Below are 26,476 nucleotides of genomic sequence, written 5' to 3'. Positions count from 1 at the left end.
TGGGTATCCTTTCAATTGTATTGACACAAACGTAATATGTTCGGTATGTGTGATTGATACATTTCCAATTGTGTCGAAATCAAAGGAAGAATTGTAATGGATACAATTTGGCCGGAGTCACTGCCAAAATCCAAAGGCCCCAAGTATACATTGGTGGCCGACACAATTCGAAAAGCCATTGATAACAAGTTACTGGACGTCGGAGCCAAGCTTCCACCGGTCCGTGAATTGGCGTATCGGTTACAAATCACGCCCGGGACCGTTGCACGAGCCTACACGATCCTGACTGATGAGGGGTTGTTACAAGCCGAAGTCGGGCGTGGTACATTCGTGGCCCCTCCGAAATCACCGATTCTGGACGATGTCTGGGCGCGGCAGTTGCATCTGCGGGACGACAAATACAATGCCAATGTCAGTTTGTTCAGCCCGCGATTGGCAGATGTGGGGCAGGTGACCCTTATCCGGGAATGCCTTAACAAGGTTTCGCAGGCAGATCCGGGGCTGTTCCTGAACTATCCGACCCGCGACGCCTATCAATCCGTACGACAAACTGTGGTCGAATGGTTGTCGGACCTGCCGTTGGGGGCGCTGTCACATGACGACATTGTACTGACACATGGCGGCCAGAACGGACTTTGCCTTGTGTTTCAAACCATCTTGCGTGGACCTAAACCTGTCGTTCTGGTCGAAGACCTTTCCTATGCAGGGTTTCGCCGCGCCGGAGAGTTGATGCGCGCCGAAGTTGTCGGCGTGAAAATGGACAAGTGGGGGATTGATCCACAAGCCATGGAACAAGTTTTGCGCCAAACCGCCGCGCAGGCCGTCTGTGTTTCGCCCGAGGTGCAGAATCCAACTGGCGCCCACGCTCCGCTGGAGCGGCGCAAGGAAATCGTGGAAATTGCCCGCCGCTTTGATTTGCAAATCATAGAAGACGACTGCTATCGCATGGGCGATGCCCGCGAACCCAGCTACCGCGCACTGGCACCGGAACGCGGGTGGCATGTGTCGTCAATCTCAAAAACGCTGACACCGGCATTGCGGGTTGGCTTTGCGATCGCGCCGCGGGAACGAAGTGTCGATCTGCGTCGATCTGCGGAATACGGGTATTTTGGCCTTGCACAGCCTCTGGCGGAATTGACTCGGTTACTGTTGTCAGACCCGAGAACCCGACGGATCGCAAAGGATGTGCGCCTGAAAATGGGCGAATATGTGCGTGTGACTGTCAACGCTCTTGGCGGTTTCGACCTGAGCTGGGCGCCGGATGTGCCATTTGTCTGGCTGAATTTGCCCTCAGGCTGGCGCGCGGCCGCATTCAGCCGCGCTGCCGAACGGGAAGGCATACAACTGAGGTCGGCCGACGAGTTCGCATTGCGTGACGGTCGCGCCCCAAACGCGGTGCGCATTGCAATGAACGGCCATGTGTCTCTGGAACGGTTTGAAGAGGCAATGCAGCGGCTGAGATCCCTGTTGGACAATCCACCCGAGCAAATCAGCGTCTAATCATGGGGTAAAATAATACCTATTTTTCAAATCTTTGTTATTAAACAATTTTATTAGACTTAACGTTGTTGACGTGCACCACGCACCCCTCTAAATACGCTCCATCGAATTCGGGCCGCTCTGTCTTGGGGCGGTCTTTCACATCAAACAGGACTATCCTGCCATGAAAACCTTTTCTGCAACACCTGCAGACATCGACAAGAAATGGATCCTGATCGACGCCGAAGGCGTTGTTCTGGGTCGTCTTGCCTCGATCGTCGCCATGCGCCTGCGTGGCAAGCACAAAGCGTCGTTCACACCCAACATGGACATGGGCGACAATGTCATCGTGATCAACGCTGACAAAATCCAGATGACCGGCAAGAAGCGCGAAGAGAACTTCTACTGGCACACGGGTCACCCGGGCGGCATTAAATCCCGCACCAAGCAGCAGATCCTCGAGGGTGCACACCCCGAGCGCGTCGTGACCCAAGCGGTCAAGCGCATGCTGCCGGGCAACCGTCTGGCGCGTCAGCAGATGACCAACCTGCGCGTTTATGCCGGTGCCGAGCACCCTCATGAGGCGCAAGCGCCCGAAGTTCTGGACGTTAAGTCCATGAACAAGAAAAACACCCGGAGCTAATGACCGATGGCTGATCAGATCAATACTCTCGAAGAGCTGAGCGCCGTCGCAGGCGTTGAAACCGTGGCCGAAGAAGTCATCGCACGTGAGCCCGTGCGTGACGAGCTGGGCCGCTCCTACGCCACCGGCAAGCGTAAAGACGCTGTTGCCCGCGTTTGGATCAAGCCGGGTTCCGGCAAGGTCACCGTCAACGGCAAAGACCAGGACAAGTACTTCGCTCGTCCCGTTCTGCAGCTGATCCTGCGCCAGCCTTTCCAGGTTGCCGGTGTAGAAGGTGAGTTCGACGTTGTTGCAACCGTCAAAGGCGGTGGCCTGACCGGTCAAGCCGGCGCGGTCAAGCACGGCATCTCGAAAGCGCTGCAACTCTATGATCCGTCGCTGCGTGGCGCACTGAAAGCCGCTGGCTTCCTGACCCGCGACAGCCGCGTTGTGGAACGTAAGAAATACGGTAAGCGCAAAGCGCGTCGTTCGTTCCAGTTCTCGAAGCGTTAATCGCTGCGGATATCGAATTGGAAAGGGCTCGCGTCTGCGAGCCCTTTTTCTTTGGAACGGTTATTCTTCGTAGACTTTTTTCCAGACGCCGTTGTCAACAACACTGACATAGACGGTATCCGCACCCTGGTGATCGTCGGGACCGTAGGTGATCTCATTCCCAACCAACTCATCTGTGTAGTTCAACGACTCCATCGCGGCGATAAAGCTGTCATGCGTCAGATCGGGCCCTGCGGCTTCCAGCGCTTTGACCATCATTTCAGCCGCTGCGTAGCCAAGCATCGAAAATCCTACAGGGTCTTCACCGGTTGCGGCTTTGTATTCCTCGATAAAGGCGGCCGGGGCAGGTTCCTCCGCACGCGCCCACAGGTCCTGCCACGAGGCGGCGGCATAAAACCCGTCGGTCACTCCGCCAGGTACCTGAGCGACCACGGTCAGGAAACTGGCCGACGTTCCGAGGAATTTCATATCCTCCAAACCCATCTTCTTGGCTGTTCCGACGACCGTGATCACCTGACGGACCCCCAAGGCCATCGTTACAATGTCGCAGCCTTCTTCCTTGAGCTTGCTCAGCGATCCCACAAAATCGGTTTCATCAGGCTTGTGCGTTGTTTCAGCGGCGAATTCAATTCCGGCTTCTTCGGCACCGGCCTTGCTGCCTTCTAGAATTTCTTCGCCGAAATCCGTGGGCAGGTACATCGTGCACACCTTTTGCGACCCGAACTGGTCGGCGATGTATTTCACACCCACACGGCTTTGGTCAAAGTAAGTCGAGAAGGACGTGAATTTGTTCTTCATCGGCTCTTGCAACATCTGACGCGCGGCGGTCAAAGGGGCAACGTTCGGAATACCTTTTGGATCCAACAGCTTGAACCCTGCAAGGTTCATAGGTGTGCCCAATGATTGCATCATCGCAAAAACCTTGTCTCGGTTCAGCAACTTGTTATAGCCCTGCATCGCGCGCGGCATCTGATAACCGTTGTCTTCAACGACAAACCGGATCGTGCGCCCGTGCACGCCACCTTCGGCATTCACGCGATCAAACACCACGTTGGCCCCCTTGGTGGACGGCACACCAACCGCAGCGAAAATACCGCTCAGATCATTGACCGATCCGATGACGATCTCATCATCTGTCACGCCCTGAGTTTGCGCGCTGGCGAATGTCGCCGAAGCGGTCAGCGCAGTGGCTGCAGCCATCCCTTTGATCAGAGTCCTCATGTTTTTCCTCCCTTTGGGTAATCCCTTGTCTATTTGTACATGTCTTCAATAAGGTGCCCGTGTTTCTTTTCGACAAAGCTGCGCTTAAGTTTCATGGTCGCAGTAAGTTCATCGTCATCTGCTGTCAGCAAAACGTCGATTAGACGAAAATCCTTGATCTGTTCTACGCGCGCGAACTCTTTGTTGACCTCTGCAACTTCTGACGCGATCTGATCCTTCACATCGGCTGCTGCACACAAAGATGCAAAGTTAGAGAACGGAATTTTTCGATCCTGCGCGAACTTCTCGACGTTTTCCTGATCTATCATAATCAGCGCCGTCAGGAACTTTCGCTTGTCACCGATCACCACTGCGTCCGAGATATAGTGGCTGAATTTCAGTCGGCTTTCGATCTCGGCCGGGGTGATGTTCTTGCCACCTGCGGTAATGATGATGTCCTTTAACCGGCCTGTGATGGAAACATAGCCTTCCTTGTCAATCTGCCCCATGTCACCGGTTTTCAGCCAGCCATCGGCCGTGAATGTCTCGGCGGTTTTTGCGTTATTACGCCAATATCCCTGAAAGACGTTCAGCCCCTTGATTTGAATCTCACCTTCATCTGAGATGCGAACATCATTGCCGGGAACCGGTTTGCCAATCGTGCCGATCTTATTGTCCTCGATGGTATTCAGCGTCGCCAAGCCAGAGGTCTCCGTCATACCGAATCCTTCGACCAACGGCACACCAATGGCCCAATACCACTTGAGCAGATCGGTCGAGATCGGAGCGGCCCCACTACCGCCCCGCCGCATTTTGTCCATGCCGAGCATTCGGCGAAGGTTGCGCAGCACAAGGCGGTCCCACAGCCAGAATTTTGCAGCCACACCCGCAGGCACGGGTTGGCCAGACAGAATGTACTCTGCCCGGGCAAGCCCCGCCTTTAACGCCATCCCAAAAGCGGCACGACCAGCAGGGGTTGCATCCTGCGTCATGATCTGGACCTGAGAATATATTTTCTCCCAAACGCGCGGAACCGCGGTGAAGGTTGAAGGAGAAACCTCTTGCAGGTTCGAAAAGACAGTCTCGGGGCTTTCTGCGAAATTAACCACGCACTTAGCAGCCAATGGGAAATACACGGACACATCCCGTTCCAGGATGTGGCACAGCGGCAAGAAACACAGTTGCTCATCCGTTTCATGGGTCGGCAGAGAATTGGCGCCACACTCGATTGCCGCCAGAACATTTTCATGACTCAGCATTGCCCCCTTGGGAGCGCCCGTCGTACCCGATGTATAAACCAGCAGGGCCGTGTCCTGCGGTGATGCCAAGGCGATTTCGGCCTCGAACCGATCGGGTTCTTCGGCCTCGGCCTGACGCCCGATGTTGTATAGGGCGTCGATCATCATACAACGGTCGTGGTCCAGATCGTGCAGGCCCTCATCCTCAAGGATGATGACGTTCAACAGGCCGGGAACTTCGGTTTCGATTTCAAGGAATTTGTCCAGTTGCTCTTCATTCTCGACCACCAGAAACCGGCTATCGCTGTCATTCACCAAGTATTTCAATTGATTGGCGGAATCAGTCGTGTAGACCCCCGAAGCGATCCCGCCCACGCATTGAATTCCCATATCGAACCAGGCCCATTCCTTGCGGTCCTCGGACAGGATCGAGACAACCTCACCCCTTTGCAAACCCAGCTTTCGCAGGGCCAACCCGATCCACTTTGCGTGTTGCCAGTAATCTGCCCAGGAATAGGCTTTCCAGATGCCGAAGTCCTTTTCCCGATGCGCCGTGCGCGTACCCAGATCGGCACAGCGTTTTTGGAATAGCTGGCTGATGGTCTGGCATTCGTCCACCAGCACGGGGCGTTGGCCGGGGGTGGCGTTGAATTGCACGCCGTTGATCTTGGTCTGAGGGGGCAGGGTGCTGATATTCATTCCACTCACCTCCAGGTCTTTCTGCGTTTCCAGCGGCGGTTTTCCCGCGCGCCTTCTTCCTGAACGCCCAAATAAAAATTTTGGATGTCTTCGGATTTCATCAAGACATCTGCGTCGCCATCCATCACGATGCGCCCGACCTCCATCACGTACCCATGATGCGCTAGCTCCAGCGCAGCGTTGGCGTTCTGCTCGACCAGCATCATGGTCCTGTTCTGCTCGTCATTAAGGCGTTTTAGGATGCCGAAAATCTCCTGCACCAGTAGGGGCGACAGCCCTAGTGAGGGCTCGTCCAACAGCATGATCTTCGGGTTCGCCATCAGCCCACGCCCGATTGCCAGCATCTGTTGCTGTCCGCCCGACAGGGTTCCGGCCTCTTGATTGCGGCGCTCTTTGAGGATCGGGAAGTACGAAAACACCAGCTCGCGGTCATGGTCGATCTGTCCCTTATCCGTCGCCGTATAGGCCCCGAGGCTGAGGTTTTCATCGACCGTCAGAAGCGGAAACACTTCGCGTCCTTCGGGGACATGGACGATGCCTTTTTGCACGACCTTATGCGGCTCTGATCCTTGGATTTCGTCGCCGTCAAAGGTGATCTTGCCCTTTTCTGGGTCCATAACGCCTGACACGGTTTTCATCAGCGTCGTCTTGCCTGCACCGTTCGCGCCCAGGATCGACACGATCTGCCCGGGATGTACGTCCAGCGACACGCCGCGAATGGCCATGATCGGGCCATAGAAGCTTTCGATATTGCGAATGGTCAGGATCGGCGCGCTCATGAGGCTTTCCCCAGATAGGCTTCGACCACCGCCGGATGGGACTGCACTTGCGCCGGTGTCCCCAGCGCCAGCATCGCGCCATCGGCCATTGCCAACACCCGGTCAGACACGCCCGAGACCAGCCCCATGTCATGTTCCACCATCAGTACCGTGATCCCCATCTGCCGCCGGATATCGTCGATCCACCAGCGCATATCCGTTGTTTCCTCGACCGACAGGCCCGAGGCCGGTTCGTCCAGCAACAGCAGCTTGGGATCGGTGGCCAATGCGCGGGCGACCTCGACCACTTTGCGCACTCCGTAGGGCAGGCCCGAGATCATCTTGTCGCGGTACGCCTGAAGATCGAGGAAGTCGATGATCTCCTCGACCTTTTCGCGGTTTTCCAGTTCTTGCCGACGAGCCGAAGGCAGGAACAGCACCTCGGACAGCAGGTTGGTTTTGCGGTGCCGATGCCGCCCGACCAGCAGGTTCTGCAACACAGTCGCATGTTCGAACAATTCGATATTCTGAAACGTCCGCGCCACGCCATACGCCGCCACGCCCGAGGGCTTGACCTGCAGCAGATCATGCCCGTCAAAACGGATCGACCCGGCAAACGGATCGTAGAACCGCGAAAACAGGTTGAACACGGTCGACTTGCCCGCGCCGTTGGGGCCAACGATGGCAAAGACTTCGCCTTCCTCAACCGCAAAGGACAGGTCATTCACCGCCGTCAGGCCACCGAATTTCAGGGTCACGTTCTGGAACTCAAGCAAGCTCATCTCAGGCGCTCCGTCTTGAGGTAAGATTTCTGACGTTTGAACATGTCTTTGCGGTAGAAGGGGAACAGTTCGAACCATGTGCGGATTTTCAGCCATCGGCCATACATGCCCATCGGTTCGAACAGGATGAAAGCGATCAGAATCATGCCGAAGATGCCGAACTCCAGCCCTGGAATAGCAACGGTATTGCCGCCGAACAGAGCGCCCACATATTCCTTTGAGATCGACAGGAATTGCGGAAGGAACCCGATAACAACAGCACCCAGAAATGCGCCGTGGATCGACCCCAGCCCACCAATCACGATCATCATCAGCAGTTGAATCGAGATCACAACGCTGAAGGTTTCATTGTTGAACGCGCCCGAGAACATCCCCATCAGCGCACCCGCCCATCCAGTGACGGCGCAGGATAGCGCGAATGAGATCATCTTGGTCCGCGCGATATCAACACCCATCGCCTGCGCTGAAACTTCAGAGTCGCGAACGGCGATAAAGCTGCGCCCCAAAGGTGCACGCAGCAGATTGATATAGCCCAGCGTGACCAGAACCGTAACGCCCAAGACCAGCCAGAAGAATTGAACAGGGGTACCCCAACGGTCGATCGTCAGGCCAAAGATATTTACGCCTCCGATGAATTTTCCGCCGACACCGCCCGTAAGAGGCTCGGCCAGTACGATCACGTCATCCATCAGAATCGAAAGTGCCATGGTGAAGATCGCGAGGTAAATACCGTGCAACCGCAGGGCAGGGATGGCGACCGTCACGCCGGCGATGCCTGTTAGGATACCGGCTAACGGGAAAGCGATCAGGAAGGGTACCCCGGCCTCGAGCAGGATGACATTGGCATAGCAGCCAAAAGCTAGAAACGCCGCGTGGCCCAGACTGACTTGCCCGGTGTGGCCCGTCAGCACCATCAGGCCCAGACCGGCGATGGCCCAGATCAGGACGTTCGTCAGCTCACCCAGATAGAAGTCGTCCAGCCACCAGGGGGCCGCCGCCACCACTGCCAGCAGAGCAAGGTAAAGCCCAAGCTGATAGCCGTCTTTCCAAGGCCGGATGTCCTGCATGTAGTTGGTTTTGAAAACAATCCGCATATGCCTAGACCTTTTTGACCCGAACCTGACTGAACAGCCCGTTGGGGCGGAAGATCAGCACCGCCAGCAACAGCGCATAAGGTGCAATCTGGCTGTATCCTGCAGCGATGTAGCGGCTGGCAAAGGGCTCGATGACGCCGACGATCAACCCTCCGGCCAGCGCACCGGGCAGGCTGCCGAACCCGCCGATCACAGCCGCGGCAAACGCCTTGATCCCCAGCAGGCCCGTAGTTGGATCGACCGAACCTTTGGCGGCAAACAGGATACCCGCGATACCAGCGACCACGCCAGCTAGCCCCCAGATAAACCCCTGAACACGTTTGACGGGGATACCCATGTAATAGGCCGCCAACTGGTTTTGCGATGCCCCCTGCATGGCCAATCCCAGCTTCGTGCGGCTAAAGAAGATGTATAGCCCCCAAGTCAGCAAGACTGTGACGACGATAACCGCAACATCCTCCATCCCCAGCACGAGGCCGCCAAAACGGACCTCTTTCCCGGCCAAAGGGTTCTGCAGCGTTTGCGGCTCGTGCCCCCAGATCAAACCCGCGGCAAACCGGATCACGAAGCCCAATGCGATAGTCAGAATCACAACCGCCGTCTGGCTTTCACCGAACAGTCTTCGGATGATCAACCGGTCCAGCAAATACCCCAGCGCACCCATGATCCCCAACGAGATCGGCAACGCCATCCAGAAAGGAAGCCCCATATATTCGGTATTTGTAAGCCCGATGGTGACGAAAGCCCCCAGCATCATGAAATCGCCTTGCGCGAAATTCACAGCTTCGGTCGCCTTATAAATCAAAACAAAGCCAAGAGCGATCAGGCCATAGACACAGCCGTTCGCCAGCCCGCTGATCAACAGCTGAGCGTTATCCAAGTTCACCTCCCATTACCGGTTCAACCGGTATTTTTGGCGCTCCGAACATCCTCCTTTGTCCAGAGCTTTGTTCTACTATGGCGCGATTATCACCTTGCCGTCACCCTTTTTCAGCGCATCCGCCAGACCCGTCACCACGTTCCTAAGAGGAAGCCGTTGCGATACATCCGTTTTCCAGCGACCGTCAGCGAAACGCGCCTGCACTTCACCAACAACGCGCATCTGATCCTCAGGCGGAGTCGAGGTCATCCATTTCGTCAACCAGAACCCTTCAATCTGCTTTCCCATAAAAATTAACTGGCCGGTCTGCGTCAGCGCGGGGGTTTCCGTGCTGAGCTTGCCATAACAAACCCAACGTGCACCGTTAGGCATGGCGCAAAAAATCTGCTCAGATATCTGGTCAGCAACTGCGTCCAGAAAAACCCGTGGCTTCAACTCAGAACTCAGCTTGGAAAATTTCTCCAGCATCATTGAATCCGAGGTAACCAGCACGTCGTGCGCCCCCAAGGATTTCAACGCTTCAACTGCATCTGCGCGACGAACGATCGCGATGGGCTTTAGCCCCAGGTCGCGCCCCAAGCTGCACATCAGCTTGCCTAACTGGCTGGTCGCCGCAGACACGATGAAGGCCTCGCCCGAGTTCTTTGCGATATCGACCATGGCAATGGCGGTCAGCGGGTTTACGATCTGTGCCGATCCATCCTCGTCACTGACATCTGGTCGAAGCGGAATACACATCAGCGCCTGTGTCACGACATATTCGGCCCAAGCCCCAGCGCCCGCCGCAATAAAAGCCACGCGTTTCCCTTGTAACGCCTCGGCGCCTGTGCCCGTTGCCACGACATCCCCACAGCCTTCGAACCCCGCTGCGGTCCCTTTGACACGTGGCTGGCCGTATTCACCTTTGATGAAATGGATATCCGACGGATTTACAGAAGAAGCCCGCAGCTTGATTAAAACCTGTCCGGGACCGGGTACCGGTACCGGTAGATCAGCTTCCGCAAGCCAATCGGCGGCATCATCAATGAATGGTCCTGAGGCTGTGTCCGAATAGCCGTCATGCGTCTGAATAACTGCAAACATTTTAGAGGGCAGGGCGGCCATCGCAAATCCTCTTCTTTGGGTGTTATCTCCACGCCGTGCCAAAAATTTTGACAAGACTTCGCGAAAACACTTCCAGGTACGTGTCAGGTTTTCAGTCAGCCAAACAAAGGTTTCGCGCTACGTCAACTTTGTCGGAGACTTACCTAACGGAACTCCGCCACGCGGCCAACGCATCGGGCCGCCACCAATTTGGCGGCCCGCTTTTTTTATTGTCCCTGAAGCAAGGCCTGCAATTCCTGCAGTTTTGCTGCGAACAATTCAGGAGAGGCTTTGATTTCGTCCAGAATGGATATGGCCTTCGTTTTCATATCCTGCGCCAATGCGCTGTTCTGGACCGACGCGACCATCGCATCATAATCGAAATTTTGCACCGTCAGCGTGCCTTCTTCGATCCAGGAATTCAGTAGATCCTGACCTTGCTCTGCCAAAGCAGCCACTTCTTCGCCAGCTTGATTTGCAAGGTCCGCCGCTGCCTGACCTGCTTGATCTGTTGCGTCAGAGGCCTGTTCTGTAACCGACTCCACGGCGTCACTGACGGCATCACCTGCATCCTGAGCCGCTGATTGCAACCGTTCCGCTGGGGTCGGCTCGGGTTGATTCAAATAGTAGTAGATACCAGCACCAATAGCGGCGACCACTACACCTAACACGATAGTACGCGACATCGAAATCTCCTCAGAATATGTGTAACCGGGATGGCTTAAAGATAGGGATTATCCAAGGGGAAATCCTCGGCCACGTCATCAATAAGCGAGTTTAAGCCGGGCAACGCCGATCCCATGCGAAACACCGGCAACATCGCGCCACAAAGGCAAAAAAGCGCACAATACATTTGGGGATAGTGGCGGAGAGACAGGGATTCGAACCCTGGGTGGGCTTGCACCCACAACGGTTTTCGAGACCGCCCCGTTCGACCACTCCGGCACCTCTCCGCGGGGGTCTGTGAGGGGGGGATTTAGTGAGGAACGCGCAGGGGTGCAAGCAGAAAATTCCTGAAATTCAATCTGACGGGATTTTCCATTGCCTGTTGGCGTAAAACGCCTAGGCTCTGATACCATGATACACTCTGCACGCTCTGCCTTTCAGTCGATTTCAGCCCTTGTTGCCACGCTTGCCACACTGTCCCTTCCGGCTGGTGCGGCGGATAGGGACCGGATCGAAGCCTTTCTAACCACCACCGGTTTCGACGTCGCATTGGAAAGCATCGCGCTGGCGTCGGCGTCGGCACCGCAAATGCTGGGAATTGACCCCGAGGGATTCGGCTCGGACTGGACACGCCTGACCGAAGAGGTCTTTGACACCGAAGACATGCACGAAACGGCCGTGTCGATATTGGAACAAACACTCAGCGACGATGCGCTGAACCACGCGGTCGAGTTCTATGCCTCGGATCTTGGGCAGCGTCTGGTCGAGGCCGAGAACGATTCTCATATGATCGAGGATGACGACACCAAACAGCTTGAGGGTCAGGAAATCGTTTCCAGTTTGGTCCAGGAGGGATCCAAGAGGGTGGAAAGCCTCAAACGCATGAACACGGCCATTGACGCCAGTGGTACGGCTTTGCGCGCCCTTCAGGAAATCCAGGTCCGATTCCTGTTGGCCGCCAGCGCGTCCGGCGTCATTGACCTTCAGCTTAGCGCCGACGAACTGCGCCAGATGATGCAGCAAAACGAAATCGGTATGCGACAGGCTTTGCAGCTTTCCGCACTGGCAGGCGCGGCGTACACCTATCAAGGCTTTTCCGACGACGAGGTGATCGCCTATGCCGAAGCGTTGGAAGACCCCCTAATGCAGGAAGTATATGAATTGTTAAACGCGATTCAGTACGAAATCATGGCGATGAAGTTCGAGGTGCTGGCAGTACGAATGGCGGATCTACATCCCGCACAGGATATCTGATGCGCTTCTTGACCACTTTGTTCGTCGCTGTGCTGTGGATCACTCCGCTGAGTGCCGCAGAAAAAGTGGACCGCCTTATGGAGGCGCTGCGCCTGTCCGAGGTTGTCGACATCCTGACAAGCGAAGGTAAAGCGCAAGCGCACACGATGAACGAAACCTTTCTGGGAAACTCAGGCGGTGAGTACTTTCACACCCAGATAGAAGACATCTATAATCCGGACTGGATACATGATCAGATTTCCATGGCCTTCCTCGAAACCCTGACAGACAGCCAGTTGGACCGCGCAATCGTGTTTTTTGAAAGCGACTTGGGTCAAACGATTGTTTCGCTTGAAAACTCGGCTCGATTGGCAATTCAGGACGAAACCATCAAGGAAATGGCGCAGGACAGCTATTTCGCAATCGACCGATCCTCGCAATCTTATCGGCTGATTGACGAATATATCGAGGTCAACGACCTGATCGAAAAGAATGTCCAGAGTTCCCTAAACGCCGACTACAACTTTTTCCGTGCACTCACAGAAGATGCTGGCGGTGACGGGACTGACTTGATTGAGCAATTGCTTCTCGACAAAGACAACATTGAACGGGAAACCGTTACGTGGTTGTATTCCTTCCTGCTTTTGGCCTATCAGCCACTGACCGAGGCACAGATGCGTGAAAACATTGCATTCTCGCGAACGGACACGGGCCGTGCCATGAATGATGCGTTTTTTCTTGGCTTCAATCGTATGTACGACGACGTGTATTACCGCCTCGGTCTAGCAGTTTCGCATGTCCTGAGCGGATCGGACCTGTAAACCGTATTTGATGTTGACTTTCCTCTTCAATCTATGGATAAGCGCGCATCCCGGCCGGATTTTCCGCGCCGGGTCTCGTTATTATTGACCTAAGGGGTTACCCCGAAAGGTCGTCACACAGCCCGAAAAGGGCGCGCTGTTCGAGGTGGCTGAGGCCATTAATGCCCGCAAGGGGACCACAGAACGCGGTTAGACAAAGGAAAGACGCAATGTTTGCGGTCCTCAAGACTGGCGGCAAGCAGTACAAGGTTCAGGCGGGCGATATCCTCCGCGTTGAAAAGCTGGCTGCCGACGCAGGTGAAAAAGTTCAATTCAACGATGTTCTGATGCTGGGCGGTGACGCTCCGGTCGTTGGCGCACCTTTCGTTGAAGGCGCAGGCGTACAGGCCGAAGTGATCGAACAGATCAAAGGTGACAAGGTCATCAAGTTCGTCAAGCGCCGTCGTAAGCACAGCTCGAAGCGTACCGTTGGCCACCGTCAGAAACTGACTCTGGTCAAGATCACTGACATCCTGTCGTCGGGCGCTGACAAGTCGGGCATCAAAGCCGCAACCGGTTCCGCGCCTGCTGGCGAAGCTGCTCCGGCGGCGAAAAAGCCCGCTGCGAAGAAAGCTGAAGCCAAAGCAGAAGCACCCGCTGCTGCTGCCGCTGACGATCTGACCAAGCTGAACGGTGTCGGCCCCGCCGCCGCCAAAAAGCTGAACGACGCTGGTATCGAGAGCTTTGCCGCTCTGGCCGCCTTGTCGGACGAGCAGATTGCTGCTATCGACACCGTCAAAGTGAAACCCGAATGGGTTGAACAGGCCAAAGAACTGGCCAAAGGCTAAGGAGAGAGAGAATGGCACATAAAAAAGCTGGCGGTTCCTCCCGTAACGGTCGCGACTCAGCGGGTCGTCGCCTTGGCGTAAAACTCTATGGTGGCCAAGCGGCCATCGCAGGCAACATCATCGTACGTCAGCGCGGCACCAAGTTCTGGCCGGGCGAAGGCGTAGGCATGGGCAAGGATCACACAATCTTTGCAACTGTTGATGGCGCCGTGAAGTTCCATAAGGGACTCAAGAACCGCACCTTTATTTCGGTCCTGCCAGTGGCGGAGGCCGCAGAGTAAGCCGAAACCCATAAGGTTTAGAAATAAATGGGGGACCGGCAGAAAATGCCGGTCCCCTTTCTCGTTTTTAACACAGTTTTGATCTATGAGCCCGATGACACACGCAGCAAGCACCATACCGCCCCTGTTTCAGGGACGGATTGCCCATGCGGTTGAAGATCGTCTGGGCCGCAAATATCTGATGTGGGCGTTAATTGGTTTCACTGTTGCGTCCGCAATTTACGTGTTGTTCGGAGGAGGAACGCACTCATGAAGCTTGAGACAATAATAAACCAGCCGGTGATAGAAACCGAGCGGTTCGACCTGCGCCCGTTGCGCCGGTCGGATATGGGTCTCATTGAACACTATGCAGGTGATGAACGCGTGGCGCGGATGACGACAGCAATCCCACATCCGCTGCCGCCTGGATCGACCGAAGCCTTTGTGACCCGTGCCATGTCTGATGACCGGGACGAGGATGTTTGGGCCATGGACGCGACCAAGGATGGCGGCCCCGAGCTTATCGGCCTGATTTCGTTGACGCGACTGGATCGCAACCAATCCGAAGTTGGCTATTGGGTCGCGCCCGTCTACTGGAACACGGGCGTCGCTTCGCTGGCTGTAGAAGCGTTGGTAAACTCCAACCCGTTGGAGAACGCCAACATGTTCGCCAGTGTATTTCAGGACAACCCTGCCTCGGCGCGGGTTCTGACCCATTGTGGGTTTGAATATCTGGGCGATGCGGAAAGCTATTCGGTGGCGCGCGATGCAAATGTGCCCACCTGGACATATACAAAGAAACTCTGACTTGTGGCCGATGGGGCCTTTGCAGTAGGGGACAGACATGAAATTTCTCGATCTTGCAAAGGTCTACATCCGGTCCGGGGCCGGTGGGGGCGGCTGCGTCAGTTTCCGGCGCGAAAAATACATTGAATATGGCGGCCCTGATGGCGGCGATGGCGGCAAAGGCGGTTCCGTTTGGGTTGAGGTTGTAGACAGCCTGAACACACTGATCGACTTCCGCTATCAGCAGCATTTCTTTGCCAAGAACGGCCAACCCGGCCGCGGCCAGCAGCGTACCGGCAAGGACGGCGATGATATCGTCCTCCGCGTGCCTGTTGGGACCGAAATTCTGGACGAAGACGAAGAGACCGTGATCTGCGACCTGACCGAGGTCGGGCAGCGCGTGCTGCTGGCCAAGGGTGGCAATGGCGGTTTCGGCAACCTGCATTTCAAGTCGGCCACCAACCAGGCGCCGCGCCGGGCCAATCCGGGGCAGGCAGGGATCGACCGCACCATCTGGTTGCGGCTCAAGCTGATCGCCGATGTCGGTCTGTTGGGGATGCCCAATGCGGGCAAATCGACCTTTCTGGCGGCGACCTCGAACGCACGGCCCAAAATCGCGGATTATCCTTTTACTACTTTGCACCCCAATCTGGGCGTTGTAGCCGTGGATAACGTGGAATTTGTTGTCGCCGACATCCCCGGCCTGATCGAAGGCGCGCATGAGGGGCGCGGCATTGGCGACCGCTTTCTGGGCCATGTCGAACGCTGCGCCGTGTTGCTGCATCTGGTCGATGGCACCTCGGAATCCGTGGCCGAAGATTACCGCACCATCATTCACGAGCTTGAGGCCTATGGCGGAGAACTGGCCGAGAAACCTCGGATCACGGTGCTGAACAAGGTCGACGCACTAGATGACGAAGAACAAGAACTAGCCAAGGCTGAACTGGAAGAAGCGGTGGGCCGCCCCGTCATGGCCATGTCCGGTGTTGCGCATCTGGGCGTGACCGAGGTGCTGCGTGCGTTACGTGCCGAAATTGATGACAACCGCGTGCGCCACAAACCCGCCGAGGAGGCCGCACCTTGGCAACCCTGACGTCGGCGAAACGACTGGTTGTAAAGATCGGGTCCGCCTTGCTGGTGGACCGAAATTCAGGGTTGTTGCGTTCAGATTGGCTGCATTCACTGGCACAGGACGTAGCGTGGCTCAAGGGGCAGGGGACTGACGTCATTTTGGTGTCGTCCGGGTCGATCGCCTTAGGGCGGGGTGTCTTAGGGCTGCCTATGGATGCCCTGCCTCTGGAACAATCACAAGCCGCGGCCGCCGTTGGTCAAATCCGGCTGGCCCGCGCCTATGAAGAGGCGCTGACCCCGCACAATATTACGACAGCACAGGTTCTGGTGACCTTGGAGGATAGCGCCGACCGCCGCCGCTACCTGAACTCACGCGCGACGCTTGAGACATTGCTAAGCCTTGGCGTGGTGCCGATTGTCAACGAGAATGACACGGTCGCAACGGATGAGATCCGGTACGGCGACAATGATCGTCTGGCTGCCCAGATCGCCGTTACAGTCGGTGCAGATCAGTTGATCCTGCTGTCGGACGTGGATGGATTCTATACCGGCAACCCTGTTCAGGATGCCTCGGCCACACGCTATGACGTGATCGAGGAAATCACGCCAGAGATTGAAGAAATGGCGGGTGACGCCGGTTCGGGCCTGTCCAAGGGTGGGATGAAAACCAAATTGCTGGCGGCTAAGATGGCGACGGCGGCAGGTTGCGATATGGCAATCACCGAAGGTTCACCACTGAACCCACTGAAAACACTCGAAAATGGTGCCAATTGCACATGGTTCACCGCAACGGTCGATCCGCACGCGGCGCGCAAACGCTGGATTTCGGCCATGAAACCGCGTGGTGAAATCGTGGTTGATGCGGGCGCGGCGAGGGCCCTTGGCAATGGCAAAAGCCTGCTGCCAGCGGGTATCGTCGAAGTGACCGGAGATTTCGGGCGCGGCGATCCTGTGGCAATCATCGACCCACAGGCGCGGCGGTTGGCCCAAGGACTCAGCCGCTATACCGCGCAAGAGGCGGACGCAATCAAGGGCCGCAAGTCGTCAGAGATCGAAGCCACGCTGGGCTATCCCGGCCGCGCTGTTCTCATCCACCGGGACGACCTGGCGCTATGAAAAACACACGAGAAAGGCACCTGAGATGAAGGATTTTGACAGCATTCCCGCCCTGATGGCTGATCTCGGTGCACGGGCGAAGGCCGCTTCGTCCGAACTGGCCTTTGCCAGTGCCGAGCGTAAGCACGCCGCCCTGATCGCGGCGGCCGATGCAGTATGGGCACGTCGCGCAGAGATCGTCGAAGCCAACAAGAAAGACCTCGAGTTCGGGCGCGAAAAGGGCCTGAGCCCGGCCATGATGGATCGTCTGATGCTGGACGAAGCCCGTGTGCAAGGTATGGTCGATGGGCTGCTAACCGTGGCTGATCAAGCTGACCCAGTCGGTGAGGTTCTTTCCGAATGGGACATGGCGTCCGGCCTCAACATTCAGCGCGTGCGTACACCGCTCGGCGTCATTGGCGTCATCTATGAAAGTCGCCCGAACGTGACGGCGGATGCCGGTGCCTTGTGCCTGAAATCAGGGAATGCCGTGATCCTGCGCGGCGGGTCCGAGAGCTTTCACTCTTCGAGCGCGATCCATGCCTGCCTGGTCGAAGGATTGAAGGCCGCGAACCTGCCCGAAGACGCTATTCAGTTAGTCCCCACACGGGATAGGGCGGCCGTTCAGGAATTGTTGCGAATGACCGACTATGTCGACGTCATTGTCCCGCGCGGCGGCAAAGGTCTGGTTGGGTTGGTGCAACGCGAAGCCCGCGTACCGGTCTTTGCGCATCTCGAAGGGATCGTGCACATCTATATCGACAAAGCTGCGGACCCGGCCAAAACGCTCGACGTGGTGCTGAACGCCAAGACCCGCCGGACGGGGATATGCGGTGCTGCCGAATGCCTGCTGATCCATCAGGATGTGGCCGAGACGCTGGGCCACGATGTCATCGCCGCCTTGCTGGCCACCGGGGTCGAGGTTCATGCCGAGGGCGCCTTGGCCGTCGAAGGCACGCAAGCCGCCAGCGATGAAGACTGGGGAAAGGAATTCCTCGATAGTATCATCGCCGCCAAGCCCGTCGCGGATATCGACGCGGCCATCGCGCATATCCGTCAGTACGGCTCGAACCATACCGACTGCATCATGACCGAAGATACGCAGGCCGCTGCCCGGTTCTTTGAACGCCTCGACAGCGCGATCCTGATGCACAACGCCTCGACCCAATTTGCTGATGGCGGTGAGTTTGGGATGGGCGCCGAGATCGGGATCGCCACCGGTAAAATGCACGCACGTGGGCCGGTGGGGGCGGCTCAGTTGACCAGTTTCAAATATCTGGTGCGCGGCAACGGCACCGTCCGCAGTTAGTACCGGATCACAATTCGGGTTGCAGTGGTCTCTACAGCAACCCGTCGCCCCATTGCAGCGGCCGCATCCGGAAGAAGGGCGAACTGAACCTGCGCCGGGGTCACTTTGTCTACAAAACGGCCCGTCGGGAGGTTTTTCCAAAGGCCACCATCAAGGTTGAGCCTGTCGGCAACGCCTGTGATGACCCAGTTTAGCCCGTCATTTTGCACGTTGACCTCTCCGCCCAGTGGCATCGCGCTTTCGCAGCACATCATCGCCAGAAACGCCAGTTTGACCTGATTGCGCGGAACGGCTTCGGTCAGATGCCAGCTCACGCGCACCCGACCTGCCTTTTCCACATCGTTCAAAAGCTCGGCGACTTCAGCCCGGCCAAGGGGCTGATCACTTGTGGACCCGAAGGCCACGCGAAAGAACCTTATCCGCGCCCCAGCGCTGCCCACGCTGCCCGCGATCAGTTCCATCTCTGGACCTTGCGTGCCGCCAACCATCTCCAGCAGTTCCAGCCCGTTGGTGATCGCGCCAATTGGGCTGATCAGGTCGTGGCAGATCCGCGAGCCGATCAGTTCGGCCAGGTTGACGTCTGTAGCGCTCATGCGTACCTCCTGCTGTATCTGCCACCGGACCCGGAGCCCAGTCATGTCAGACCTCAATGCCATTCTTGCACCGGGCATGTATGTCCGCCACCCCGATTTCCCCGATTGGGGCATTGGACAGGTGCAGTCCAACATCGGTGGCAAAATCACCGTTAACTTCCGCGAGCAGGGGAAAGTGGTGATTGACGGATCGCGCATCGCCCTGATGCCTGTCTTTGATCCGTGAAACTGGTTTAGGAAAGGTTAACGTCCGGTCGGTCTTACCCTATGTTGCCATCCCCCCGAAACCTGCGGTATCAGCGCTGAAACAACACGGAACATCAGATGCCGGACGCGGGCCCATCCTTCACCGTCAAACTTGCCGAGACAGAGGCCGAACTGCGCGCTGCGCAGCGCCTTCGATATGACGTGTTCGTGCGGGAGCTGGGCGGCGGCGGAGAGATGGTCGACCACGAGGCTGGGCTTGAGCGGGATCGCTTCGATCCCTATTTCGATCACATGCTAGCCATCGACGACCAGACCGGCGAAACTGTGGGTGTTTACAGGCTGTTGCCGGGCGAACGTGCCGCAGAGTTGGGTCAATTCTATTCCGAAGACGAATACGATCTGACCGTCCTGAGAGACAGCGGCCGTAGGCTGTTGGAACTGGGCCGTTCCTGCTTGCACCCCAACTATCGGGGCAGTACGGCGATGTACCATCTGTGGAATGGTCTGGCGAGGTATGTGTCAGAACGACAGATCGAAGTTCTGTTCGGCGTTGCCAGCTTTCACGGCACCGATGTGCAGGCTTTGGCGCAGCCTCTGTCCATGCTGCATCACAACCATCTTGCCCCACCGGACTTAAGGGTCCGGGCGCAACCTGACGTGTTTCAGTCTATGAATATCGTCGACGCGGACGCGTTGGATCGTCGCGCGGCCATGGTGCGAGTGCCCGCCCTAATCAAAGCCTATTTGCGACTGGGCGGGTTCGTGGGCGAGGGGGCGTTTATCGACCACACCTTTAACACAACGGATGTGTGCCTGATCCTCGACACGGCGCGCATGAATGAACGCCAACGGCGAATTTATAGCGGAGCATGAAGCGTTGAGTGAATCGTCCTGGCACAGCGAAGATGCCCCTGACCCCATCGAACTTGGCGTTTCGGGCTGGGCGCTTGCCATCCTACGGGGTGTACCGTTGGTTGTGTTGCTGCTTGGCGGCCTTGCCATCCTTCTCGTCCTGCGTCTGATCGAAATCCCCTTTTTCGGGCTACGTCGCCCAGTGACTCCGTTCATTACGCAATTCGTCTGTCGAAATGCCCTGCGTATTCTCGGCATCGGGTTCAAAGGGTCCGGTGAATTGATGACGCAGCGCGGAGCGGTTGTCGCAAACCACTCATCCTGGCTGGACATTTTTTCGCTGAACGCGCGCAAAAGAGTATACTTTGTGTCGAAGGCAGAGGTCGCCAAATGGCCCGGCATCGGTTGGCTGGCCCGCGCAACTGGCACGGTTTTCATCGAAAGAAACCGCAAAAAGGCGCGCGAACAGACGCTTCTTTTTCAAGAGCGTTTGACCGCCGGTCACAAATTGCTGTTCTTCCCCGAGGGCACATCGACGGACGGGTTGCGCGTTTTGCCATTTAAAACAACGCTCTTTGCGGCGTTCTTCACAGATGAACTACGTGATTTCATGTACGTACAGCCGGTTTCGGTGATCTATCACGCGCCCCAAGGGGAGCCAGACAGGTTTTACGGATGGTGGGGGGACATGGATTTCGGACCGCATCTGCTGAAAACACTCGGGGCGCGGCGTCAGGGCTCTATCGAATTGATTTACCACACACCCGCTAAGGTCAGCGACTTCGCCAACCGCAAAGAACTGGCGGCGCATTGCGAAGCGGCGGTTCGTCACGCACACAGTCTGGCGCAGCTTGAAAAATAAGGGCAAAAGCCTCTTGCGTTGCTATTAAAGCTGCCGTATACGCGCGCCATTCAAACCCGCAGGCGGGGTTTGGGCTTTTTGAGGGAGACATCCTCATCAGGACCGCCGGTTGGAGCATCCGCTTCTTTCACCCCCGCCAAGGCGTAAACCGGAAAAGGAAAATAGCATGGCTCTTCCCGAGTTCACCATGCGTCAGCTGTTGGAAGCTGGCGTTCACTTTGGTCACCAGACACAGCGTTGGAATCCCCGCATGGGCCCGTTCATCTACGGCTCGCGCAATGGCATCCACATCATGGACCTGACCCAGACCGTTCCGATGCTGGATCAGGCGCTGCAGGCCGTTCGTGACACCGTTGCAAAAGGTGGCCGCGTTCTGTTCGTTGGTACCAAGCGTCAGGCCGCTGGCCCGATCGCTGAAGCGGCTGAAAAGTCGGCTCAGTACTACATGAACCACCGCTGGTTGGGTGGCACGCTGACCAACTGGAAAACCGTTTCCCAGTCGATCAATCGTCTGAACCAGATCGACGAAGCGATGGAATCCGGTGCCGAAGGCCTGACCAAGAAAGAGCGTCTGGGCATGGAGCGTGACCAAGCTAAGCTGCAGGCTTCGCTGGGCGGTATCCGCGAAATGGGCGGGGTTCCTGACCTGCTGTTCGTCATCGACGTCAAAAAAGAAGCACTGGCCATCGCCGAAGCCAACAAGCTGGGTATCCCGGTTGTGGCTGTTGTCGACACCAACTGCTCGCCCGACGGCGTGGACTACATCATCCCCGGAAACGACGACGCAGCCCGCGCAATCGGCCTGTACTGTGACCTGGCCGCACGTGCAGCTCTGGACGGTATGACCGCTCAGATGGGTGCCGCAGGCGTTGACCTGGGCGCGTTCGAAGAAGCTCCGGTTGAAGAAGCCGTTGCGGAAGAAGCGCCCGCAGAAGCCGACGCAGAAACCCCTGCCGAAGCGTAAGCTGCCCGTCACGTAAATGACATATGGGGCAGGGTATGACCTGCCCCAATTCCGTTTGAATTGAGGAGAGCCAAAAATGGCAATCACAGCAGCAATGGTAAAAGAACTGCGCGACTCGACCGGCGCAGGCATGATGGACGCGAAAAAAGCACTGACCGAAACCGGCGGCAACATGGATGAGGCCGTTGATTGGCTGCGCACCAAAGGTCTGGCCAAGGCGGCCAAGAAATCGGGCCGTACCGCAGCCGAAGGTCTGGTTGCTGTTCACGTTGACGGCGGCAATGGTGTCGCTGTCGAAGTGAACTCTGAAACCGACTTCGTTGCGAAGAACGCCGAGTTCCAGGAAATGGTTGGCAAGATCGCTTATGCGGCTGAAGGCGTTGCTGATGTTGACGCACTGCTGGCGGCTGACCTGGGTGGCAAGACCGTTGCAGACACACTGACCGACAAGATCGCCACCATCGGCGAAAACATGTCGGTTCGCCGCATGGCCAAGCTGTCGGGCGACACTGTTGTGTCTTATGTCCACAACGCGGCCACCAACGGCATGGGCAAGATCGGCGTTCTGGTCGCTTTGACCGGTGGCGACGAAGCGATCGGCAAGCAGGTTGCGATGCACATCGCGGCTGTGAACCCTGCAGCTCTGTCCGAAGCCGATATGGATCCGGCGGTTGTCGAGAAGGAAAAGCAGGTTCAGATGGACATCGCCCGCGAATCCGGCAAGCCCGAGCAGGTGATCGAGAAGATGATCGAAGGCCGCATGAAGAAGTTCGTGGCGGAATCGACTCTGCTGAACCAGCAATTCGTTGTGAACCCCGACCTGACCGTTGAAGCAGCGGCCAAAGAGGCGGGCGCAACCATCACCGGCTTCATCCGTTTGGAAGTTGGCGAAGGCATCGTTGTCGAAAAAGAAGACTTCGCAGCCGAAGTTGCCAAAGCCGCTCAGGGCTAAATTTGATCTCAGGACCTGCTTTGGGGTTCTGAGATAACTGCAAAGGCCGGTTACGCATTGCGTGGCCGGCCTTTTGCTTGCGCAAATAAAAAAGGACACCGAAGTGTCCTGTACTCATTGGTTAGAATGAGGGGCCCCGCATGATGGGGATGGTCGAGGCCCCCCACAATTTCCGACATAGGTACGTGGACGAATAGACGCCCCTTTGCCAGAGCGATCAAAGAGCTTTGTTATTGCAAAGATCCGACCAAATGTTCCCAGGCTAAAGCCACCACTCACGGAACAATATCACTTTGCAACCAAACGCTCAGATTCGGGAAGTCATGTTTTCCTTACCTAGGGTAAATTGACGCAGAGAAGCGTCAATAACTCAGCGATTTTGCCTACATAATGAACATTTGGTTTTGCAGCGATGCTTTGAGAACAGCTTGAGCCGTCGTCTCCACGGCAAGCGACTCGCGTGCAAGCCTGAGATGCTTTTCGACAGTCGCTGCGGTCAGCCCCATCAGCAGGGCAATGTCCTGCGTCGTTTTACCGTCACCCACCCATTCCAGAGCTTCGCGCTGCCGCTTAGTCAGCGCGCGGTTGGGGGCATTGTAGGGCAGGGTCAAAATCTTGAGATGCGCGACATTGTTCATCAACAAAATGTCTTCGCCATGCTCGGCCCATACCTCATCAACTTCTTCCTGTGTGCGCGAGCCGCAGCCTGAAAGAGAGATTGCACCCTTCGAGCGCATAGATACAGAATTGAAGCTGACCGTATAACCGGCCGCAACACCCTTGGAACGATTGAACTCAATAACCTTGCGCTCAAGCTCTGTAAGCGTGCCGTCCTCCATCATGTCCTGAGTAATTTTCCAACTACCGGCGCCTTCGTTCTGCAGTGCCCATTTCAGCATCGGAGCGTTGAAATACAGACCATCCCGCAGGAACCCGTCCAGATAATCCCTGCCATGGTTGGTCAGGATCACAAAGTCTTCGGGATCACCCAGCGACGTTTCAGTTCTATAGCGCGTGAACCCATAGAGCAGGCGATCGAAACCATACTCGGCCATTTGCCTGCAATGAGCGTCCCAAAGCTCCTCCAGCGTTTTTGTATAGCTGAGAAAATGGAGATACTCTGCTAGCTTCATGTAGAAGCCCTTGCGTTCAAATGGGCAGACAATGCATCCAGTGCCAATATATAGCTCTGCGGTCCAAACCCGCAAATTTGCCCGATTGCCACACGCGCAATGTACGAGTTGTGCCGAAAGCTTTCACGCGCATGGATATTGGACAGGTGTACTTCGACAACAGGCAACTCAACTGATGCGATGGCATCCATCAACGCGATCGACGTATGCGTATACGCTCCAGCGTTCAGAACGATTCCGTGCTGGGTGCCCTTGGCAACGTGAATTGCATCAATAAGCTGACCTTCATGATTGGATTGGAAATGCGATACGTCCAAACCGACAGAATTGCCGTGTTTCACACACAAGCTTTCAATCATTTCAAGCGTGGTGCTACCGTAAACCTTAGGCTGACGCGTGCCCAGAAGATTTAGGTTCGGACCGTTTAAAATCAGAGCTTTGTGCATTATCTCACTGTTCCTGTTTACAAGTTCATAAACGCGAAAAGGTAGGAATGTCCACCGCCTGCAATTTTTCGAACATAAGGGAATGGCCCTTCCCACACAGTTCCATGGAGCGGCTGTTCGCCTTCCCGAGCTGCGCGCTACGACGAAAACCGCTTTACCCAAGATGCGACTGTCCAACGGTGTCAGCGAAACCAAGATCACGCTCCTTCAGGCGCGACGTTGAGTAATGCTTGCATGTCGTCCCCGTTATCCCTGTTATCCAATCAGAAAGAACACTGGCGTCACCGCAAAAAACATCACGATCCCGGCCAAGCGCACCTTCAAATTGCAGTTGCGCGCCGGATCGCGGCAGTCTTTGCACGCCAACCAAAGCTCGGAGGAGAAAGATCATGACCCCAGAAACGTTGTTCTCAATGAACGGCAAAACAGCGCTCGTGACAGGTGGCGCGACTGGAATTGGGCGCATGGCCGCCGAAGCCTTGGTTAGGGCAGGGGCCCGTGTTCTGATCGCCTCGCGAAACCGCGATGCCTGCGAAGCCGTGGCAGAGGAGTTGAATGCCCTGGATGCCCCGGGCAGCGCCGAAGGGTTCGGAGGCGACGTCGGCACCAAAGAGGGTATCGATGACATGGTGTCCAAGGTTGGGAAGCGGACGGAAAGACTCGACATCCTTATGAACAATGCGGGCGTTACTTGGGGCGCGCCGATGGGGCAGTTTCCCTACGAAGCCTGGGACAAAGTGATGTCTGTAAACGTCGCCGGGATTTTTGACCTGACCCAAAAACTGTTGCCAATGCTGATGAAGTCCGGCACGCCCGATGATCCTGCCCGCGTGGTCAACGTCGGATCCGTGATGGGAGAGGTCCCAATGGGGGACGGTGCCTATAGCTACTCGGCATCGAAGGCGGCGGTTCTGCACCTGACAAAGATCATGGCAAAGGAACTGTCACCATACAATGTCACCGTGAACGCGTTGGCCCCGGGGCCGTTTGTTTCCCGAATGACAGCGTTCGCGACTGCAGACGAGGACGTAAGGGCCAAAGTAGGGAAATCCGTTCCGCTTGGCCGGGTCGGCAGCGAAGAAGACATTGCCGGTTGTATGCTGTTTCTCTGCGGGCGCGGCGGCAGCTATGTAACCGGAGCCGTCATTCCGGTTTCAGGTGGCATTAACGTGGTGACCGCTGGAAACATCTTCGCTGAGGCCCTCTAAGACTATGTTGCGGTAGATGCCGAAGTTTCCGAGCCTTTAAACTGACTAACAGTTTGAGCATACGCACTTCGGCCAACGGGCGACAATTAATCACGACGGACCGGACAGCTCTAGTTCAAGGTTGCCAAGGCTGTTCTTTCCAAAGAACATCTCAGACCCAACAAAGAACGTAGGCACACCGAATACGCCCTTTCTTACAGCAGCTTTTGTTTGATCCTTAAGCTGCTGTTTGACCTCGACACTTGTCATCGCCTCGCGAAGCTTGCGAACAGGCAATTCGTTTTCCTGTAGGATATCCATCAAAACGCCAAGCTCATCAACCTTTTGGCCATGCACCCAAATCGCGTCAAATAAGGCATCTACATATTTGTTTTCCCATGATTTTCCCTTGGCATAAACTGCACCCCGCATGGCAAATTTCGTGTTTACGGGAAAGTGCGGGCTCATGTGGAAACTCAAACCGCGACGTCTGGCAAAACGGTGCAGGTCATGCGTGAGGTAAGCACTTTTCTGACGGATGTCGGAAAAGGCCTGAAACGGGCTTTGGTTATTCGTGGCCTTGAAAACTGTTGCCAGCAACACTGGCACCAAGTTGATTTCCACGTCGTGTCTGTCGGCCAATTCCGGCAGTATCTTATGCGCAAGAAACGCATTTGGACTGCAGAAATCATAAATAAAATCTATGGCTTGCGACATGTTCTTCCTCCTGAAGGAATATGGCTACTACGCACTCACCACAAGCAAATGATTCTCCAACTGCTAACAGTTTAACAGACTGATGCCCTTAAAGTGCGACAGCAGGCGAATTCCGCCGATTTCCTGCCGATCTGCTTAGTGATGCCT

29 protein-coding genes and 1 tRNA gene are annotated in these 26,476 nt (G+C 56.2%); 17 read left to right on the top strand and 13 right to left on the bottom strand.

What is annotated here, in order from left to right; genetic code table 11:
* Positions 1 to 96: 96 nt before the first annotated feature.
* The 3 genes from ACT2B1_RS10245 (at position 97) to rpsI (ending at position 2,614) form a co-directional block, all read left to right on the top strand.
* Entirely contained in the window at positions 97 to 1,500 is a 1,404-nt protein-coding gene (locus tag ACT2B1_RS10245; RefSeq protein WP_171240825.1) for an aminotransferase-like domain-containing protein, read from the top strand.
* Positions 1,501 to 1,663: 163 nt separating this feature from the next.
* Entirely contained in the window at positions 1,664 to 2,122 is a 459-nt protein-coding gene (rplM, locus tag ACT2B1_RS10240) for a 50S ribosomal protein L13 (RefSeq protein ID WP_039536983.1), read from the top strand.
* A gap of 6 nt (positions 2,123 to 2,128) precedes the next feature.
* A complete protein-coding gene (rpsI, locus tag ACT2B1_RS10235; protein ID WP_170388395.1) occupies positions 2,129 to 2,614 on the top strand; it encodes a 30S ribosomal protein S9 in 486 nt (161 codons plus the stop codon).
* Positions 2,615 to 2,674: 60 nt separating this feature from the next.
* Here the strand turns inward: rpsI and ACT2B1_RS10230 are convergent, their stop codons facing one another.
* The 9 genes from ACT2B1_RS10230 to ACT2B1_RS10190 form a co-directional block, all read right to left on the bottom strand.
* On the bottom strand, positions 2,675 to 3,835 hold the full coding sequence (locus ACT2B1_RS10230) for an ABC transporter substrate-binding protein (RefSeq protein WP_481667688.1): 1,161 nt from the start codon (positions 3,833 to 3,835) through the stop codon (positions 2,675 to 2,677).
* Between the two features lie 29 nt (positions 3,836 to 3,864).
* On the bottom strand, positions 3,865 to 5,751 hold the full coding sequence (locus ACT2B1_RS10225) for an AMP-dependent synthetase/ligase (RefSeq protein ID WP_481667687.1): 1,887 nt from the start codon (positions 5,749 to 5,751) through the stop codon (positions 3,865 to 3,867).
* A 5-nt stretch (positions 5,752 to 5,756) separates the two neighbouring features.
* Positions 5,757 to 6,530, bottom strand: a complete 774-nt coding sequence (locus ACT2B1_RS10220; protein ID WP_481667686.1) for an ABC transporter ATP-binding protein — start codon at positions 6,528 to 6,530, stop codon at positions 5,757 to 5,759.
* Positions 6,527 to 7,291: an ABC transporter ATP-binding protein gene (locus tag ACT2B1_RS10215; RefSeq protein WP_481667685.1), complete on the bottom strand. Its 765-nt coding sequence runs from the start codon at positions 7,289 to 7,291 to the stop codon at positions 6,527 to 6,529. The genes ACT2B1_RS10220 and ACT2B1_RS10215 overlap by 4 nt, the downstream gene beginning before the upstream one ends.
* Positions 7,288 to 8,385: a branched-chain amino acid ABC transporter permease gene (locus ACT2B1_RS10210; protein WP_481667684.1), complete on the bottom strand. Its 1,098-nt coding sequence runs from the start codon at positions 8,383 to 8,385 to the stop codon at positions 7,288 to 7,290. The genes ACT2B1_RS10215 and ACT2B1_RS10210 overlap by 4 nt, the downstream gene beginning before the upstream one ends.
* A gap of 4 nt (positions 8,386 to 8,389) precedes the next feature.
* The gene (locus ACT2B1_RS10205; RefSeq protein ID WP_171121413.1) at positions 8,390 to 9,265 is read right to left on the bottom strand and encodes a branched-chain amino acid ABC transporter permease; all 876 of its coding nucleotides are present in this window, start codon (positions 9,263 to 9,265) and stop codon (positions 8,390 to 8,392) included.
* Positions 9,266 to 9,340: 75 nt separating this feature from the next.
* Positions 9,341 to 10,369, bottom strand: coding sequence for an alcohol dehydrogenase catalytic domain-containing protein (locus ACT2B1_RS10200; RefSeq protein ID WP_171240821.1), 1,029 nt, complete (start codon positions 10,367 to 10,369; stop codon positions 9,341 to 9,343).
* A 206-nt stretch (positions 10,370 to 10,575) separates the two neighbouring features.
* On the bottom strand, positions 10,576 to 11,034 hold the full coding sequence (locus ACT2B1_RS10195; RefSeq protein WP_481667683.1) for a hypothetical protein: 459 nt from the start codon (positions 11,032 to 11,034) through the stop codon (positions 10,576 to 10,578).
* 177 nt (positions 11,035 to 11,211) lie between these two features.
* Positions 11,212 to 11,301, bottom strand: a tRNA-Ser gene (locus tag ACT2B1_RS10190).
* Positions 11,302 to 11,425: 124 nt separating this feature from the next.
* Here ACT2B1_RS10190 and ACT2B1_RS10185 point away from each other — a divergent pair.
* The 8 genes from ACT2B1_RS10185 to ACT2B1_RS10150 all read left to right on the top strand — a co-directional run bounded on the left by ACT2B1_RS10185 (position 11,426) and on the right by ACT2B1_RS10150 (position 18,416).
* Positions 11,426 to 12,268, top strand: a complete 843-nt coding sequence (locus tag ACT2B1_RS10185) for a DUF2059 domain-containing protein (protein ID WP_481667682.1) — start codon at positions 11,426 to 11,428, stop codon at positions 12,266 to 12,268.
* Positions 12,268 to 13,068 carry a DUF2059 domain-containing protein gene (locus tag ACT2B1_RS10180; RefSeq protein WP_171121417.1) on the top strand — a complete coding sequence of 267 codons (801 nt, stop codon included), beginning with the start codon at positions 12,268 to 12,270 and terminating at the stop codon, positions 13,066 to 13,068. Before ACT2B1_RS10185 ends, ACT2B1_RS10180 begins: the two co-directional genes overlap by 1 nt.
* A 209-nt stretch (positions 13,069 to 13,277) precedes the next feature.
* Positions 13,278 to 13,895 (top strand): 50S ribosomal protein L21, encoded by a 618-nt coding sequence (locus ACT2B1_RS10175; protein ID WP_171240819.1) that lies wholly within the window; start codon positions 13,278 to 13,280, stop codon positions 13,893 to 13,895.
* A gap of 11 nt (positions 13,896 to 13,906) precedes the next feature.
* Positions 13,907 to 14,176 carry a 50S ribosomal protein L27 gene (gene rpmA, locus ACT2B1_RS10170; protein ID WP_010440093.1) on the top strand — a complete coding sequence of 90 codons (270 nt, stop codon included), beginning with the start codon at positions 13,907 to 13,909 and terminating at the stop codon, positions 14,174 to 14,176.
* A gap of 249 nt (positions 14,177 to 14,425) precedes the next feature.
* Positions 14,426 to 14,962: a GNAT family N-acetyltransferase gene (locus tag ACT2B1_RS10165; protein WP_171211500.1), complete on the top strand. Its 537-nt coding sequence runs from the start codon at positions 14,426 to 14,428 to the stop codon at positions 14,960 to 14,962.
* Between the two features lie 37 nt (positions 14,963 to 14,999).
* On the top strand, positions 15,000 to 16,034 hold the full coding sequence (obgE, locus tag ACT2B1_RS10160; RefSeq protein WP_171240818.1) for a GTPase ObgE: 1,035 nt from the start codon (positions 15,000 to 15,002) through the stop codon (positions 16,032 to 16,034).
* Entirely contained in the window at positions 16,022 to 17,128 is a 1,107-nt protein-coding gene (proB, locus tag ACT2B1_RS10155; protein ID WP_171121422.1) for a glutamate 5-kinase, read from the top strand. The genes obgE and proB overlap by 13 nt, the downstream gene beginning before the upstream one ends.
* Before the next feature lie 25 nt (positions 17,129 to 17,153).
* Positions 17,154 to 18,416, top strand: a complete 1,263-nt coding sequence (locus tag ACT2B1_RS10150; protein WP_171240816.1) for a glutamate-5-semialdehyde dehydrogenase — start codon at positions 17,154 to 17,156, stop codon at positions 18,414 to 18,416.
* Here the strand turns inward: ACT2B1_RS10150 and ACT2B1_RS10145 are convergent.
* Positions 18,413 to 19,009 carry a histidine phosphotransferase family protein gene (locus tag ACT2B1_RS10145; RefSeq protein ID WP_481667681.1) on the bottom strand — a complete coding sequence of 199 codons (597 nt, stop codon included), beginning with the start codon at positions 19,007 to 19,009 and terminating at the stop codon, positions 18,413 to 18,415. The two genes, ACT2B1_RS10150 and ACT2B1_RS10145, sit on opposite strands and share 4 nt — an antisense overlap.
* Positions 19,010 to 19,052: 43 nt before the next feature.
* Between ACT2B1_RS10145 and ACT2B1_RS10140 the strand changes: the two genes are divergently transcribed.
* The 5 genes from ACT2B1_RS10140 (at position 19,053) to tsf (ending at position 22,846) form a co-directional block, all read left to right on the top strand.
* Complete coding sequence (locus ACT2B1_RS10140) at positions 19,053 to 19,235, top strand: DUF3553 domain-containing protein (protein WP_170388360.1); 183 nt, start codon at positions 19,053 to 19,055, stop codon at positions 19,233 to 19,235.
* A gap of 98 nt (positions 19,236 to 19,333) precedes the next feature.
* Positions 19,334 to 20,089, top strand: coding sequence for an L-ornithine N(alpha)-acyltransferase (olsB, locus tag ACT2B1_RS10135; RefSeq protein WP_171121425.1), 756 nt, complete (start codon positions 19,334 to 19,336; stop codon positions 20,087 to 20,089).
* Positions 20,055 to 20,930 (top strand): lyso-ornithine lipid O-acyltransferase, encoded by an 876-nt coding sequence (gene olsA, locus ACT2B1_RS10130; RefSeq protein ID WP_171240814.1) that lies wholly within the window; start codon positions 20,055 to 20,057, stop codon positions 20,928 to 20,930. The genes olsB and olsA overlap by 35 nt, the downstream gene beginning before the upstream one ends.
* A 166-nt stretch (positions 20,931 to 21,096) precedes the next feature.
* Complete coding sequence (gene rpsB / locus ACT2B1_RS10125) at positions 21,097 to 21,894, top strand: 30S ribosomal protein S2 (RefSeq protein WP_171121427.1); 798 nt, start codon at positions 21,097 to 21,099, stop codon at positions 21,892 to 21,894.
* A gap of 76 nt (positions 21,895 to 21,970) precedes the next feature.
* Positions 21,971 to 22,846, top strand: coding sequence for a translation elongation factor Ts (gene tsf / locus ACT2B1_RS10120; RefSeq protein WP_171121428.1), 876 nt, complete (start codon positions 21,971 to 21,973; stop codon positions 22,844 to 22,846).
* Positions 22,847 to 23,229: 383 nt separating this feature from the next.
* Here the strand turns inward: tsf and ACT2B1_RS10115 are convergent, their stop codons facing one another.
* Both ACT2B1_RS10115 and aroQ read right to left on the bottom strand, forming a co-directional pair.
* Positions 23,230 to 23,979, bottom strand: coding sequence for a helix-turn-helix transcriptional regulator (locus ACT2B1_RS10115; RefSeq protein WP_171240812.1), 750 nt, complete (start codon positions 23,977 to 23,979; stop codon positions 23,230 to 23,232).
* On the bottom strand, positions 23,976 to 24,425 hold the full coding sequence (gene aroQ / locus ACT2B1_RS10110) for a type II 3-dehydroquinate dehydratase (protein WP_171121430.1): 450 nt from the start codon (positions 24,423 to 24,425) through the stop codon (positions 23,976 to 23,978). The genes ACT2B1_RS10115 and aroQ overlap by 4 nt, the downstream gene beginning before the upstream one ends.
* Before the next feature lie 389 nt (positions 24,426 to 24,814).
* Here aroQ and ACT2B1_RS10105 point away from each other — a divergent pair, with 389 nt between their 5' ends.
* Entirely contained in the window at positions 24,815 to 25,633 is an 819-nt protein-coding gene (locus ACT2B1_RS10105; RefSeq protein ID WP_171240810.1) for an SDR family oxidoreductase, read from the top strand.
* A gap of 90 nt (positions 25,634 to 25,723) precedes the next feature.
* On the opposite strand, the gene ACT2B1_RS10100 is transcribed toward ACT2B1_RS10105, so the two are convergent.
* On the bottom strand, positions 25,724 to 26,329 hold the full coding sequence (locus ACT2B1_RS10100) for a 2-hydroxychromene-2-carboxylate isomerase (protein WP_171240809.1): 606 nt from the start codon (positions 26,327 to 26,329) through the stop codon (positions 25,724 to 25,726).
* Between the last annotated feature and the right edge of the window lie 147 nt (positions 26,330 to 26,476).

The organism is Ruegeria sp. S263 (genome assembly GCF_056780525.1).
This window is presented reverse-complemented; position numbering and strand designations above follow the sequence as displayed.